Source organism: Flavivirga amylovorans (genome assembly GCF_030540875.1).
Classification (GTDB): Bacteria; Bacteroidota; Bacteroidia; order Flavobacteriales; family Flavobacteriaceae; genus Flavivirga; species Flavivirga amylovorans.
On sequence record NZ_JAUOEM010000001.1, the window covers coordinates 652,326 to 667,997 of the forward strand.

The 15,672-nt window shown below is 30.7% G+C and carries 15 protein-coding genes; 5 read left to right on the forward strand and 10 right to left on the reverse strand.

Annotation, left to right across the window (positions count from 1 at the left end):
• Window positions 1-66 precede the first annotated feature (66 nt).
• The 3 genes from Q4Q39_RS02560 to Q4Q39_RS02570 all read right to left on the reverse strand — a co-directional run bounded on the left by Q4Q39_RS02560 (window position 67) and on the right by Q4Q39_RS02570 (window position 2,787).
• Window positions 67-1,932: a PspC domain-containing protein gene (locus tag Q4Q39_RS02560; protein ID WP_303280797.1), complete on the reverse strand. Its 1,866-nt coding sequence runs from the start codon at window positions 1,930-1,932 to the stop codon at window positions 67-69.
• Window positions 1,929-2,270 carry a PadR family transcriptional regulator gene (locus Q4Q39_RS02565; protein WP_135878774.1) on the reverse strand — a complete coding sequence of 114 codons (342 nt, stop codon included), beginning with the start codon at window positions 2,268-2,270 and terminating at the stop codon, window positions 1,929-1,931. The genes Q4Q39_RS02560 and Q4Q39_RS02565 overlap by 4 nt, the downstream gene beginning before the upstream one ends.
• Window positions 2,271-2,340: 70 nt before the next feature.
• Window positions 2,341-2,787, reverse strand: coding sequence for a DUF4870 domain-containing protein (locus tag Q4Q39_RS02570; protein ID WP_303280798.1), 447 nt, complete (start codon window positions 2,785-2,787; stop codon window positions 2,341-2,343).
• A 145-nt stretch (window positions 2,788-2,932) separates the two neighbouring features.
• On the opposite strand from Q4Q39_RS02570, the gene Q4Q39_RS02575 reads away from it, so the two are divergent.
• The 4 genes from Q4Q39_RS02575 to Q4Q39_RS02590 all read left to right on the forward strand — a co-directional run bounded on the left by Q4Q39_RS02575 (window position 2,933) and on the right by Q4Q39_RS02590 (window position 5,143).
• On the forward strand, window positions 2,933-3,394 hold the full coding sequence (locus Q4Q39_RS02575) for a DUF4442 domain-containing protein (protein WP_303280799.1): 462 nt from the start codon (window positions 2,933-2,935) through the stop codon (window positions 3,392-3,394).
• Window positions 3,395-3,577: 183 nt separating this feature from the next.
• The gene (locus Q4Q39_RS02580; RefSeq protein WP_303280800.1) at window positions 3,578-4,378 is read left to right on the forward strand and encodes a TIGR00266 family protein; all 801 of its coding nucleotides are present in this window, start codon (window positions 3,578-3,580) and stop codon (window positions 4,376-4,378) included.
• Between the two features lie 131 nt (window positions 4,379-4,509).
• Window positions 4,510-4,707, forward strand: a complete 198-nt coding sequence (locus Q4Q39_RS02585; RefSeq protein WP_303280801.1) for a hypothetical protein — start codon at window positions 4,510-4,512, stop codon at window positions 4,705-4,707.
• Between the two features lie 280 nt (window positions 4,708-4,987).
• Entirely contained in the window at window positions 4,988-5,143 is a 156-nt protein-coding gene (locus tag Q4Q39_RS02590) for a M43 family zinc metalloprotease (RefSeq protein ID WP_303280802.1), read from the forward strand.
• Between the two features lie 255 nt (window positions 5,144-5,398).
• Here the strand turns inward: Q4Q39_RS02590 and Q4Q39_RS02595 are convergent, their stop codons facing one another.
• Genes Q4Q39_RS02595 through Q4Q39_RS02625 form a run of 7 tightly spaced genes read right to left on the reverse strand, consistent with a single transcriptional unit; the run spans window position 5,399 to window position 12,360 of the window.
• Complete coding sequence (locus Q4Q39_RS02595) at window positions 5,399-5,911, reverse strand: hypothetical protein (protein WP_303280803.1); 513 nt, start codon at window positions 5,909-5,911, stop codon at window positions 5,399-5,401.
• Window positions 5,901-7,106, reverse strand: coding sequence for a hypothetical protein (locus tag Q4Q39_RS02600; protein ID WP_303280804.1), 1,206 nt, complete (start codon window positions 7,104-7,106; stop codon window positions 5,901-5,903). The genes Q4Q39_RS02595 and Q4Q39_RS02600 overlap by 11 nt, the downstream gene beginning before the upstream one ends.
• Window positions 7,106-9,310 (reverse strand): type II secretion system protein GspD, encoded by a 2,205-nt coding sequence (locus Q4Q39_RS02605; RefSeq protein WP_303280805.1) that lies wholly within the window; start codon window positions 9,308-9,310, stop codon window positions 7,106-7,108. The genes Q4Q39_RS02600 and Q4Q39_RS02605 overlap by 1 nt, the downstream gene beginning before the upstream one ends.
• Before the next feature lie 27 nt (window positions 9,311-9,337).
• Window positions 9,338-10,750, reverse strand: a complete 1,413-nt coding sequence (locus tag Q4Q39_RS02610) for a GspE/PulE family protein (protein ID WP_303280806.1) — start codon at window positions 10,748-10,750, stop codon at window positions 9,338-9,340.
• On the reverse strand, window positions 10,750-11,238 hold the full coding sequence (locus Q4Q39_RS02615; protein WP_303280807.1) for a hypothetical protein: 489 nt from the start codon (window positions 11,236-11,238) through the stop codon (window positions 10,750-10,752). The genes Q4Q39_RS02610 and Q4Q39_RS02615 overlap by 1 nt, the downstream gene beginning before the upstream one ends.
• Window positions 11,238-11,669, reverse strand: a complete 432-nt coding sequence (locus Q4Q39_RS02620; RefSeq protein ID WP_303280808.1) for a general secretion pathway protein GspG — start codon at window positions 11,667-11,669, stop codon at window positions 11,238-11,240. Before Q4Q39_RS02620 ends, Q4Q39_RS02615 begins: the two co-directional genes overlap by 1 nt.
• 13 nt (window positions 11,670-11,682) lie before the next feature.
• Complete coding sequence (locus Q4Q39_RS02625) at window positions 11,683-12,360, reverse strand: response regulator (protein WP_303280809.1); 678 nt, start codon at window positions 12,358-12,360, stop codon at window positions 11,683-11,685.
• Window positions 12,361-12,669: 309 nt separating this feature from the next.
• On the opposite strand from Q4Q39_RS02625, the gene Q4Q39_RS02630 reads away from it, so the two are divergent.
• Window positions 12,670-15,654, forward strand: coding sequence for an RHS repeat domain-containing protein (locus Q4Q39_RS02630; RefSeq protein ID WP_303280810.1), 2,985 nt, complete (start codon window positions 12,670-12,672; stop codon window positions 15,652-15,654).
• Window positions 15,655-15,672: the final 18 nt, after the last annotated feature.

Genomic DNA, 15,672 nt, shown 5'->3' on the forward strand with positions numbered 1-15,672 from the left:
GTTCGTTTTTTGATGGATGTTTTTTTTGTTATTCAAATATTAGATTAAAAAATATTGATTAGTATTTTAAATGTCTGAATTGTTTGTTTTTACTGATGAATTGTCGTTGTCTTTTGATTTTATATTGATACCGTCTGAATTTATTTTAACTTCAACGGCTTCGTCTTCTCCCGAAATACCTTTCGCATTTACTTTTATATTAACGTCTTCATCTTTTATCTCTAAGCCATTACTATCTATTTTAACGCTAGATTCATCATCATGAATATCAATGTTTATTTTGCTAGACTCTTCAACAGGACAATTCAAACATGTAATACCGCCATCCGTGATTTGTAAATAATGATTTGTATCTCCTGGAGTTACAATATTTCCATTATGGTTCCAATGATTTAAAAACGATCTTGTAGTACTTTCAAAATAAACAACACTTCCTACCGGTAAATAAAGAAAAACAACGACCTCTTGATCACTAAATTTATTTTCAACAGGAGTCGTTAAATAAGAATCTAAAAATAGCTCATTGCCATTAAAGGTATAGTTGTAATTTATGTTTTTAGCACGCTCAATTGCTTTTTCGTAATGACTACCATCTGCGCTTTTATCTATACTTATTTTGGCTAAAGAATCGGTAGTAGGTTTAACGATGATTCTAATGTCAGACCTATAAATAGTTTTTTCTCCATTTTCGTTATTTAATACTTTAAATGAACTGTTTCTATAATGTCTGTTTATCATATATAAATCACTATCTACCATCTTAACTTTTAGTGTGTCATTTGCAGTGATATTTAATTCTTGTTTTACAATAACACTTTCGTCAATAGTATGCTCACTCGCTTGTCTTATGCCTATAACAACTAATCCAATAATAGATATTAACCACAACCCTAGTAAAGTAAATTTAGCAACGTTACCAATTGATTTTAGGTTGTTTACAAGTATTTTTAATCCTAAATAGAATAGAAAAAAGAAAGGAATTCCAACAGTAAACAAGGTAAACAAAGATACTAGCCATACAGGGGTATTTCCAGCATTTACGACGTCTACAAGGTCAAGACCTGGTATATGGATAAAATTTACAACACCTATGGAGAATAAAGCAATTATTAAAAATATGATGGTTATTGCTCCCGTTAAAATTAGCAGAATCCCAATAAATTTAGCAAATACCTTAAAGAAAAACATAATGACTTCTCCAAGTGTATCAAAAAAGGTTTTAGAGCTGGATTTTATCTTGTTTCCTTGCTTTGTGAAATCTACACTTTTGGCAGCATTCGAAACTGAATCTGAAACGTTTTTTGCAGCAGCACCCACCGAATCTGTAACATTTTTAGCAACATCTGTTACGTTTTCAAAACCGTCTTTAATTTTTTTTTCAATGTTACTAATGTTAACAGGCTCTCCCGTCATCATTATTTTTTCCGCGGTTGTTTTTGCCTCAGGAACTAAAATCCAAAGTAAAATATAAAGTAAAATACCTGTCCCTGCGGCACTAAATAGTATGATCCAAGCCAAACGAACCCAAATAGCATCAAAACCAAAGTAATGTGCTAATCCAGAAGATACCCCACTAATATAAGAATTGTCCGTATCTCTAAATAGTTTTTTAGATGGAGACGTTTTACGATTATAAGTGGTTTGAGGTTCATCTTCAAAGATCTCATCATCAACCAAATAATCTTCTGGTTGTCCCATGATTGAAATGACTTCATCGACTTCCTTTACACGTATCACTTCTTTATTATTTTGTACACGTTCACTAAAAAGTTCTGCAATACGTGCCTCAATATCTGATATGATCTCAGAACGACCTTGAGAATCTGTAAATGAACGTTTTATAGCCTCAAGATAGCGTTGTAATTTTAAGTATGCATCTTCATCGATATGAAAAAATATACCTGCTAAATTTATGTTGACAGTTTTATTCATTTTTTTGTTGTTTTTTGGCTTGTTACTATGTTTACTGCGTTTTGTAATTCACTCCAAGTAGTATTTAATTCTTTAAGAAACAGTTTCCCCGTTTCTGTTAATCCATAATATTTCCTTGGCGGTCCAGATGTAGACTCTTCCCATCTGTAGTTTAAAAGTCCTGCATTTTTGAGCCGGGTTAGTAAAGGGTAAATAGTGCCTTCTACTACAAGCAGCTTAGCGTCCTTAAGGGTACCTAAAATTTCTGCTACATAGGCATCGTCGTCTTTTAAGACAGAAAGTATGCAAAATTCTAGCACACCTTTACGCATTTGTGCTTTTGTGTTTTCTATCTTCATATTCTAAAGCGTTTTAATATTATGAAACTGTTCATTTTTTGATTGATTATGATTGATTGTATTGATGAAATTATTTTAAAAAATTGATGGTTAATGGATATTTGTATAGTTCGCCATCTCTAGCTTTTAAGCTTGCATTGATTATAAAAACAAGTTCTAGGATGAAACCTAAGATTGCTAAAACGCCTAAACCACCACCAATATAAAGTAGAGGAGAAGGTTTGCCCATATTGATATGGAAATCATGAAATCCATGAAAATCTATAAAATCGATACCATTAAATATTTTAAAAATAAAAAAAGGAATGGTTAAGGTCCCTAAAATAAATGCATATAGTAAGATACTAATTTGAAAATTAATAGCTTGTTTTCCGTGTGCATCTACAAAATCTGATTTATCTTTATTGGTAACCCAAAGAATAATTGGCCCAATAAAATTTCCAAATGGAATTATAAATCTACTAAAGGTAGATAAATGAATAAATGTAGCGATGTTTTTTTGATGATTGTCTAACATGATTTTAAAACGTATAATAGTTTCTTATACAAATATATGTCTAAAAGAAGGTATTATGTTACGCATAGTACTTAAATTTAACATAATATTAACATTTAAGAATCACTAATAATTTTATAACTTAGTAAAAAAATAAACTCTTAATATGAATGTAACACCCAGAAAATTAAACACTTTCACGATTTTTAAATTACCTGCTGCATATTTCTGTGGAGTTAGAACAAAATATATAGATAAAGCAAAATGTATTGTAACAGTTAAGCATAAATGGATAAATCAGAACCCATTTAAATCCATGTTTTGGGCAGTGCAAGGTATGGCAGCAGAGTTTTCAACAGGGGCTTTAATGATTACTAAAATTAAAGAATCTGGAAAACGTATTTCAATGTTAGTGACCTCAAATAATGCCACATTTACTAAAAAGGCAACAGGCAGAATCACATTTACTTGTAATGATGGAGTTCTTATGGATAATGCTATTAAAAAAGCAATAGAAACAGGTGAGGGACAAACCATTTGGGTAAAATCTATTGGTATAAATGAAGAAGGTATTGAAGTTTCTACCTTTAATTTTGAGTGGAGTGTTAAGGTGAAGGAGTCGTTTTAGTAAGCAGTGTTCAGTAAGCATAGTTCAGCTAACAGTATTTAGGACGTTGTTTTCTCTGTGAGTCTCAGTGAAAACTTCGAGGAACTCTGCGAAATAGCAAATTGTGCTTATTGGAATTTCATAAATTTTGTAACAAATCTTTTAACAAGTCAACTTATAACCGAATTAATTAAAAATAAAAAAATGACAGCACACGAAATTGACTATAGAATATACGGGGAAGAGATGCAATATGTAGAAATTGAACTTGATCCACAAGAAGGAGTCATTGCCGAAGCAGGTAGTTTTATGATGATGGACGATGGTATAAAAATGGAAACTATTTTTGGTGATGGTTCGCAAAAAGATTCTGGGTTTTTAGGGAAAATATTAGGAGCAGGAAAACGTATTCTTACGGGTGAGAGCTTATTTATGACTGCTTTTTATAATAATTTGGTAGGGAAACGTAATGTATCTTTTGCGTCTCCATATCCTGGAAAAATTGTACCAATAGATTTAACTGAGTTTGGAGGGAAATTCATTTGCCAAAAGGATGCTTTTTTATGTGCCGCAAAGGGGGTAAGTGTAGGTATTGAATTTTCGAAAAAACTTGGAAGAGGTCTGTTTGGCGGTGAAGGCTTTATAATGCAAAAATTAGAAGGAGATGGTATGGCATTTGTTCATGCTGGAGGTACGATGGCTAAAAAAGAATTGCAAGCAGGTGAAACTTTAAAAGTTGATACAGGTTGTATTGTTGGTTTTACACAAAGTGTAGATTACGATATAGAATTTGTTGGAGGTATTAAAAACACCATTTTTGGAGGTGAAGGTCTATTTTTTGCGAAACTACAGGGACCCGGTACAGTTTATATTCAATCATTGCCCTTTAGTAGATTAGCAGGACGTGTTTTAGCATCAGCTCCACGAAGTGGAGGTAAAAATAAAGGGGAAGGTAGTATTTTAGGGGGTATAGGTGATTTATTAGATGGCGACAATAGTTTCTAAAATGTTAAATTTGCATTAAACGAACACAACTTATATAATTTTTCATTAAATTTAAAGTCCATTAACAAAAATTACATAACCTATAAAAAAAATCTACTTTTTTTACAAACCTAAACCTTATAACACAAATTATGGCAAGAGCAATGCTAGAGTATACTAAAACTGTACTTGGTAAAGTTAGTTTTGATACGACCCTGTTTTGCAAAGAAGTACAAAAGGCGTTACAACGTTTACTGCCTTATGAGATAGAAGAGCTTAAAATATATATTCTTTCTCTAGTACAGCAAAACCCAGACTTAAATCAATGTTTAATCTATTTAAAAGCATAAAAAACAATACAAATCTTATAAATTAATTTGAATGAGTCCAATAGTATTGGGCTCATTTTTTATTTATAGCTAACCAAAAAAGTTTTTAATTTTTGGTGAGATCTGTATTGAATATAAAAGCATTTATTTTGAGTAATTGTTATAGATAATGAACTAATAGCCAAACAGAGTTTTAGCCTTGCAAACTTGGAAGCTAATTTTAAAAACAATTCTTATATCTGTCTATAAAAATATCTTTTCGATTTATGAAAGATATATAATACATATACTTACTGGAATAATGATTCCCTCACCTTATTTTGGAACATCAGATATTGAAAGCAGTTCAAACTTAGGAAGATCTCTTACTCATGAAATAGGATATTTTTTAGGACTGGAGCATCTTTTTGGAAAAATAGGTAAAGTTGATTGTGTGGAATATGATGATGATTGCTAAGATACTCATTAACAATACCATCTAATGAAATGTTGATTTTATTGGGATAAAAGTTGAAATTACTACAAAAAAATAAAAGTGATTAAAATGATTTTAATTAATTGGAATTCAATAATGCATGCATGGGTTGGTAACATCGCGGAGCGTGTTACCTTCTTACTTTTTTCCTTTAGTTTTGAGAACAAGATTTATTTAGGGGGTATTTATATGTTATCTAGTTCTATTATTAAATCTATTGTAAAAAGGTGTTTTAGATTATCCAAAACTCTTCAATGAAACACTCGCTTGTAAATACGATTTCCTAGTTCTAAAATTAGTTTTCTTTTCAAAGTGAAGATTGATAATTTCTCCAAATTTGGTTTTTTGTTCTAACTTATGAATAAGTTTTAGAATAGCATTAAAATCACCTTCTAAAGTAAACTGGTAAGTGTTTATTTTTAGATCATTTTTAATAATGACATGAGGTTTCAAAAAATTAACAAGTTTAAGGTTTGTAGAATCTGCAAAAGTATTTATCGTTTTTAGAAGATTGTTTTGCACTGAGCTTCCATTAAGTTGATACTTGTTTAATATACTATCGTAATACTTTTGTTTCTGCTTTAATAAAGACACTTGCTTTGGTGTATCTTTAAATAGAGCTTCTTGCATTTCTAGGCTATTAAATTCTTTTTTTAAGAGCACAGTTTTAGAAATAGCTAATTGATAGCATAGAATTAAGGTAAATAGAAAACCAACAATAAGTAATATGTTTTTTGTTTTATTTGTCATAGTTGATACTAAGTTTAAGACTAAAAACTGAATTAGATTTTAAATCCTCATAATTCAAAATATCGACTTTATTTACGAAGTTGAAATTTTCTAAATCAGCCAACCATTTAGAAAATAATTCACTGTCATTAGATTCACCACCAATTAATAAAGCATTATTATCAATTGTAATTGGTTGTTCTGATTTAATTCGTTTTAATATGGGGTGATAATTGAGTTTCGTTAGCAATATTGAATTTGGTAAACTTTGTATAAGCGTATTTACATAAAATGAACTTTTAGAAGAATTTCCTTTTAGCATATCTTCCACTATTTTTTGTGATTTTGTAACATGCTCGTTAAGTTCAAGAATCTTTGCTTTAGCAGTTTGGTTCACTTGGGAGGTTTGCTGTAATGTTTTTACTTCGTTGAAATAATAATAAAAGACAAAAAAGTTAATGAGTAGAATGGTTAGAATAAAAACTAACCCAAGTTTTAAAAAGACATTAAAAAACTTAGTCTGCTTAAAATTATTTTTTAAAGAGCTTGTAAGCTCATCAAGATTTGTTACTGGGTTAAACTTATTTAGCAACGTATTTAATGCTCCAGAAAATGATAGTATATAATCATTAGTTATTTCTAAACCATTAATATTAAAGATTGTGTTATCTTTAATTTGAGTCTTTTCAATAGCATAAACAGCATGATTTTCAAAAGAAACTGTCGCATTTGAGGTTATTATATCTTGAGATTTTAAAAATTCAGAAATGCCATAAACAATACTATTTCCTAAAGAAACATTAATCACAAAAAAACCATCTTCAGAATAATGATTTACCAATGCATCAACATAAGTTTTTCTACAAATAGTAACCAATTGACTCTTTTTTTGATTTAGGACTTCATAATAAAAATCATTTAAATCAATATTTGGAAACGCTTTATAAACTATTTTTAAAGCCACTGTTTCAGGACTATCAATAAGTTTAGTAAGGACATGGTCATTATTTATGATTAGGCAAATGTGTTGTTTTTTGGGGAGTTTAGAGATCGTCTTATCAAAAGACAAATCTTCAAATCTGTTTTCTACAACTAATACCTTTTTTTTCTTTTTTAATAGGGTTGTATAAATGATGTCCTGACCTCCTTTATAGGAGTGCTCAACACCACAAAAAAGGTTGCTATATTCTAAATATGTTTTAATACCACGTAACATTAATAAATAACCGTTGGTTTTATAAGTACTGTTAATTTAGATTTAGAATCTTCACGCTTACGTTTACTAAACAACCATTTAATTAAAGGGACTCTTGCTAAAAAAGGTATACCAGAACCAGAATCGTTTTTAACTTGCTCTTCCAGACCACCAAGAACCACAATGTCTTGATCTTGAACACGAATGATGGAGCTAAACTCCCTTGAACTTAAATCTGGTGGCGCATCTTCTGCAATTCTAGCACCAAAACTAGATTGTACAACAAAAATATCTAAGGTTACTTGTCCATCACCAGATACCAAAGGTTTAATAGTTAGACCTAGTTCTGCATCAATAGGTTCATAATTTGTAATTTCTGAAGTTTGTGGATTATCAGTGCCAAAAACATTACGTTGAGTTACAGCATAATAAGAGGTTTGTCCGTTAGAAAATGTAGCTCGATGGCCGTTTAAAGTAGATAGCTTAGGAGTAGAACGGATTTTTATATTTCCATTACTTTCCATCGCTTTAATAGTAGCAAAGAAATTAGGGACTACTTTTCCCAGATTTATATGCCCAAATCCATCAAAACCATTAAGTACTTTATTAATGGTTTTTGCACCCAATGTTAAATCAGTCTCTGGAAATATTGCTCCGCTTGTTTCTACAGATTCATCACCAATACCCCAACTTACGCCAGCTTCAATGGTAGAATTTCTATTAACCTCTATAAGCATGACCTCAATTAGAATAACAGGGACAGGTTTATCAATTTTTCTAATAAAAGCTTTAAATTGTTCAATCTTACTGCTTGAACCCATAATATAAAAGCTATTGAGCTCAAAATCAACCTTAATATCCAAGTCTTTTATAATTTCATTAGGAAGCACACTTAATAAAGCTTCTCCAGAGTTTTGAGTATTCCCAAATCTACTTTGATTATTGGCATTTACTGAGACTCTATTAGTATTTCTATTAAAATTATTGGTATCAAATTGATTGTTAAAACCTGTTGAAGACCCATTATTAAAATTGGTGTTTCCAAAATTATTAAAACCGCTATTAGTTCTACCTACAGTTCTATTTCTTGTAGAACCACCTGAAGGATCTGCAAACATTTCTACTGTACGAGAAATTAAAGGAATAATTTCTACTTTACGCACGCTGAGTTGATTTTCTGTTCCAAAAAAATAAGTGTTATTTTCTTTTTTGAATGTGAAATTTTTAGAAGGTGCATTTGAAATGGTATTTTGATTTGGACTATTTCTATTTGAGTTTGAAGATACTCTATCTGGGATCGAATTATTTTTTACAGTTATTTGATTCGAAATCACTTGTGATTCAAATATCTTAACAAGTAAATCATCAAAAGAAATGGACCTGGTTTTGAATGTAATGTTGCCAGCTTCATCTAAAGGGGTTGCTGTAAATATGTTCAAATTGAGTTCACTTCCTAAATCATTTATAATATTTGTAATAGGTGTATTTACAAAATCAACTTCTAAAAGTTTGGTGTTAAAATCTAAAATCTTATAATTTAAATTTGATGACCTTCTTTTGGATAGTAAATTATTAGACTTAGAGGAATCATCTTCAAACACATAAAAACCATCTTTTGTTTTTTCGACAAATAAATTATTAGCTAATGCTAATTTATCCATAGCAGCATCAAAAGGCATATCTTTAATATAAGACGTAATGGTTTTACTTTCCATGCCTGTGGTAAACACTAAATTCTTCCCGGTTTCATCCATAATATGCTTAAAAACGATATATAAATTATCATCTTTAGCGTCTATGGTTAAGGTGTTACCTTCTGGATTAAATGAAATTGGAATAATACGTTCTTTAGGTTTTTCAACAGGTGGAATATATTTTTTGATGGATATAATATTCCCAGTGAAATCGATGTATAAATCATATTCTTTACATAAAAACACCAATAAATCAGCAACTGTCACATTAGAAAAATTATTGACCACTGAAATATTTTCAAGACCAGAACCTATATTTATATTGACCTTATGAATATTAGAAACTGCTAATAGAAAGTTTGGAAGTGTAATATTATTTATACTAATTTCAGTTTTTACTTGCTCAGTTAATCCTACATTATCAACTGCTAAAATGTCTAGTTGGTTTTTAATAGTTTGAATTCTAGTCTCATGGTTTTGGGCAAAAGAAAAGCTAACAAATAACAATAATATATAAAGTGATTTTTTCATTTGTATCGGGTTTTACCCTTTTAAATTTTAATCGATTAAAAGCGCATAGACTTCTTCAATAGAAGTGACTCCTTCTTTAATCAAATCAATTGCATTACTTTTTAAAGTATTTATTTTGTTTTCCTGTAAGTAGGAGTCAATTTCCAGTTCATTATTCTTGATATGAGGAATAATCAATTTTGATATGGGGATAATTTCATAGATGGCTTTTCTGCCTTGATAACCTGTATGATAACAATGATGGCATCCAACTGCTGTATAATGGTTTAATAAATCTTTTGGAATACTAAAGTTTTCAGGGAAAATAACTTTTGAAACAGTATGCTCTTGTTTACAATGATCGCATAATTTTCTAACCAAACGCTGAGCAATACTAACGTTTAAGGTACTGGCAATTAAAAAAGCAGGAATTCCCATATCGATAAGTCTGGAAATAGTTGCCCAAGCCGAATTTGTATGAATCGTTGATAGCACTAAATGTCCCGTTAAAGCAGCTCGAATAGCCATATTTGCTGTTTTAACATCTCGTATTTCACCCACCATTATAATATCTGGATCTTGCCTTAAAAATGTGCGGAGTGCAGAAGCAAAGTCTAAACCAATATTTTCTTTTAATTGTACTTGATTTACACCTTCCAAAGTATATTCAATAGGGTCTTCTATAGTTACGATGTTGGTTTTATCATCATTCAACAATTTTAAGGTAGCGTATAATGTTGTTGTTTTGCCAGAACCTGTAGGTCCAGAAATAAGTACAATACCATTGGGGTTTTTAATAGATTCTTTATAGGTTTTTAATTCTTGTTTTGTGAAGCCTAAATCATCCAAATTTATATGATTTGCATCTTTACTTAAAATACGCAATACTATTTTTTCACCATGTAGTGTCGGTAAACTAGATACACGAATATCAAACTCATCCATTTGATTTTTTATCGTAATGCGTCCATCTTGTGGTAAGCGTTTTTCAGAAATATCCAAGCCTGCTTTTATTTTCAGCTGATTAACAATAACAGGATATTCCTCTAAGGGAATAATATAGTGTTCTTTTAACTTGCCATCTAAACGAAATCGCACCCTACAAGTATTTTCATAAGGTTCAAAATGAATATCACTACTCCCAATATCTTTTGCTGATAACAACAGTCTTTCTAAAAAATTAGAGCTATAATGAAGGTTTTCAGATTGACCTTCATCACGTTTTCTAAAGTTAGTAGCGAGATATCGTTTTATGGTTTCAGTGGTTTCAGGAATGAGTTCTATATGCCTATCAAAAATAACTTGTAATTCACGTTTTAAATCTTCAGACGTATTATCAGATTTAAAGGTTAGTGTGCCATTAATAGCCTTTATTGGAACAATATGATATTGATAGGCTTGTTCGCTACTTATAAGTTGTAACAGATGGGTTGCTATGCTTAAATTATTTTCTATTATCATTATATACGATATAAACCATTGATAAACCCAGACCAGTAAGCCATATAGGTTATTGAAAAAAACAAACTCATATAACCTGCTAACGGGACAGTTCTAAAAGCAGATCGCTTTTTAAGGATGATATGCAGGAGCAAAGAAAAAAAAAGCGCACTAACAAAAATGATGATGAATGATATCGTTGCAAAAGAAAGTGATAGTCCAGCAAATAATAAAACATCACCTAAACCAATGGTATTTAAAAATCTCGTTTTTAATTTTAAATTGGAGTAGAGAAAAACAATCAGAATTAGAGTAGTTACAAAAATAACATTCAGGGTAATAGCGTTGAAAAACAATTCAGGGAGCGTATTTTTGTAAAACAGAATACCGCATAGTATACCAATAACAGGAAATAAAAACCAATACACTTGACGTTCCTTAATGTCTTGAAACCCAATAAAAGTAAATATTAAAATTAAGACGAGCTTTAAAGTTGTAATTATATGCATTAGTCTTTAACAGTTTGCTTTGGGGTTCCTGTTTCATCGATCTCCCAAACATTAAAAATACCATCACCATCAAAATCAGTTATGGCTGTGGCTCTAGCTTTAAAAGTATTATTTGTTGCACTTAGTATTTCATAAATATAGTTGCTAGTGCCATTCTCTTCGATGGTTTTAGGAGCTTCAAAATCTATATCACTAAAATCAAAAGCGTATTTAGAATACATATACCTGTAAGACGTCTGTGAATTGTACACATATTTTAATTGCGTTTGCGCCTCAATACTTTTGGTTTTACTAATTAAAGGCATTAAGTTAGGTAGTGCCAGTAACAAAAGAACACCTATGATGATAAGGACTATTAATACCTCTTGAAGATTATAGGCTGCAACTTTAAGAGTATTGTTACTTTTGTTATATGCTTTTATTTTCATCATCTAAAATTATATTTTATAAAAAACCTTTTTCTTTTGCTAGGCGTATTAAAACTTTATCTGACTTTTTTTCATTATTAAAAATCTGGTTTAGACGTCGTTTTCTTTTTTCGATTCCTGCTATGGACAAGTGAATCACTTCAGGTAATTCTTTTGTTTTTGAGCCTAATGATAATTGATATAACATCTGTCTGTCAATATCATCCAAGTTGAAATCATTCGAAATATGCTGTCTAACCAGTTTAAGGATGGGCTTACTATAATAAGGTATATCATTTATAACATTTAGTATAGCTTCCGTTAGGTTTTTAGAGTCCAATTCACTTTTAAGCAATAAACTATCTGGCTTAACCATCTTTAAAATATTAACGAGTCTAAAATTGTTATTTAAATGGGTAGATACAATAATTTTTACCTGAGGAAATAGACTTCGTAGCTTCATTCCCAAATCATCACCAGATACTAAAATTCTGTTTTTACAAGGGGGTAAACTAATATCTAAAAAGACCAAATCAATTAAATTATTCTTGACAGCATGCTCAATTTCATAATTAGCGTCATCACAATTTTTGGCTACGGTAATTTTAAAAACAATTTCATGGTTTTGAGAAGAAACGTGTTCTAACGCTCTGGTATAACCATCAATTATAAGTTGGTGGTCTTCAATAATTAAGGTGTTTAATAATTTAGTCATGGCTTACAATTTTTGTGCCTAAAAAAAGCAAGTCTTTACATGTTACTTTTCTTTAATCTTAATAAGAAACACAACAAAGCTATTTATATAAAATCAAAAAAAAGTAAGGCAAACCCTTACTTCGGGTAAGGTTTAAATTTTTAAATAAATGATGTTAAAAACCACCTCAAGGGTAGGAATATACTGCCTAAGATAAAAAAAGAAATGAAAATTTCAGACCCTTACCATTTTTATGGGAAAGCCTTACTTTTATTTTAAAGGTGTGTTTTAGTTTTATGGTAAATAATAAAGCTGATAAATTTAGAATCCATGAAAAATAAATTCACACTAGCCCTCATACTATTTTTGATTTTTCATCATCAAGTTATTCTCGCACAACAGGAAGTACCTATTAAAGACCCTAAAGCTGAGGCATTTACTATTTTTGGAGATATCCCTGTCTCTCATACTAATGGAGTTCCAGACATTTCCATACCTCTTTTTAACTTAAAATCTCATGGTTATAACCTCCCAATTACTTTAAGGTATCACCAAGCCTTAGTAAAGCCACCTTTCGACCAAACTAATGTAGCAACTGGTTGGATGCTGGAAGTAGGAGGTAATATTACCCAACAAATAAAGGGTGTAGATGATTTAAAAGACAAAAGACCAGAATCGTGGAAAACAGAATCAAATTTGCACGATCAATATGATCAAGATGTAATAAATTATATAAGTTTAATTGATAGCGATATATATGATACGGAATATGACTTTTTTTCCTATTCACTACCTGGTAAAAACGGAAAATTTGTTATAGAAAAAAATACTCAAGATTACTTTGATTTTAATTTTTTATCTGAGCCTTTATTTAAAGGGGAGACCACTGGTAGTGTCTATGACAATCCCGAACTGAGATTTAATATTATTGATGATTCTGGTTATAAATATGTTTATTCTAATGACCTTAAGTATTATGAGAACAAGTCTAAAGCTAGAACCCGGTTTTTAGAAAAGATATTAACCCCTTCTGGGGATGAGCTTTTTAGTTTTGAATATCTAAAGGGGAGTATCCCCAATATTTCTTATCCAAAAAAGGCTATTTACCACCACTATACAGCTCCTTATATTGGGGCTGATGCTTCTACTAACAATAGTATATGTAATGGTTATTATACTCCTTATGATATAAGTTTCTCGGATGAATTAGACCATTTCGGTCAAATGATTACAATTAAAAAAGTAATCTTTGAAGGGGGGGTTGTAGAATTTAATATAGTAAACAATATTTATATAGATGAAGTTTCATTATATGACAATGACCATAACTTGATAAAAAGATATGATTTTATTTTTGGCACTTTTTTTGGATTGGGCAACCAATATCTAGATAAAATTATAATTAAGGATAAAACCAATCAAGAAATCAGTAACTACGATTTTACTTATAATGGTAGTGCCTTAAATTCAAAAGACATAGTCAGTACCGATTATTGGGGTTATCTTAATGGTCAGAATAGTGCAAATAATAGTTTTAATTTTATAGACATTGAACCAAGGACGGTTGAATATGATGATTGCAATAATCATGAAATAAATATAAATTTAGGTTCTGGCAATAAAGACCCAGTATTTTTCTACGCAAATAGTTGTGTCCTTAATTCAATCAAGTACCCTACTGGTGGTAAGACGGAATTTACCTTTGAATTGAACCGATTGGATTTTCCTTTAAAGTATTATGGCGGGCTACGAATCAAAAATATTATTAATTACGACTCCGATAATGCTGTTGCAAGAAAAGTAGCTTATGAATATCAAGGTGAATTGTTAACAGATCCTCTTGCCGTAGATATTTATGATTATACGATGACTGTAAATTACTATGGTTATGGTCAGTCTGGATCTGGTCTACCAGATGGTTATTGTTTTATGTATACCCACAATGATGATATGAAAACCGCTTTGGGCACCTATTCCCCTTATTATACCAAAGTAACAGAGTACATTGAGTCGACGATAAATAATCAAGATAATGGCAAAATAGAGTATAAGTATTCTTATGACAATCCAAACGCTCTTATGAGTTTGTTGTTTAGATCTCAATTAGTGTCCGCTCATAATAACAGGGTTTTTAATAATCCAAATTATAAAATCGATTTTGCTTATATCCTTGAACATAGAGATTGGGGTAATGGTCTTTTGAACAAAAAATCCATTTTTAAAAGAAATGGAGCGATTTATGACAAGGTACTTGAAGAAGAGTATGGTTACGATTACCAGGTGGGGCAATCCTTCGATAATCTTGGTCTGCTTTCTACTGTTTCGGGTGTGTCAGAAACTCTTTATGATTATTTAATGCGTCGTGTTCTTCTTAATACCACAGCCACCTCAGCAAACGCTTATGGTCTAACTTGGAACCCTTATGATATACCTTATATAGATCCCGTAGTTCCTTACGATTATACCATAAAAGCGGGAACTTATAAATTGAAGAGTAAGATAACTCGAGAGTTTTTAGTAGGGAGTATTCTAGAATCTGAGGAAACATATCATTATGGCAATGGGTTATTAAATCAATTAACGAGTGTTGAGACAAATACAAGTGCATCTACAGAAAAAAATGTATCGAAGCTTTCTTATCCTACCGATTATTCAATAGAACCATATATAAGTATGGTTGATAAAAATATGGTTAGTCCAGTGATACAGAGTTCGCAGTACATAAAAGAGAATGGTGTAGAAACTTTTTTATCGACATCAAAGACAAATTATAAAGAATGGTATACAGATCTAATAAAGCCATTATCTGTACAGACCTCAAAAGAGGCAATTGATAATGCTTTTGAAGAAGATATACAATTCCATAGTTATTATGACAATGGGAATCTTAAAGAAATCTCAAAGAAAGATGGTGCTCATACAGTTTACATTTGGGGTTATCATGATGAATACCCCATAGCTAAAATAGAGAATGTTACCTATTCGCAAGTTTCGAGCCAGGTTATCAATATACAAGCACTATCAGATTTAGATAACGATAGAACTGTAGATATTATAAATACAGATGGCTCTATTAGTAAAATAGGTAAAGAAGGTGATTTAAGAGAGGCATTAAGAAATTTAAGAAGTAGTTTGCCTAATGCTTTGGTCACAACATATACTTACGACATTCTAGTTGGTATTACAAGTGTGACAGATCCAAAAGGTTATACCATGTATTATCAATACGATGACTTTAACCGTTTAAAACAGGTTAAAGATGCCGATGGTAAGATATTATCTCAAAACGAATACCACTATAAGGGCGAACAATAATAAACATTAAAGCTTAAA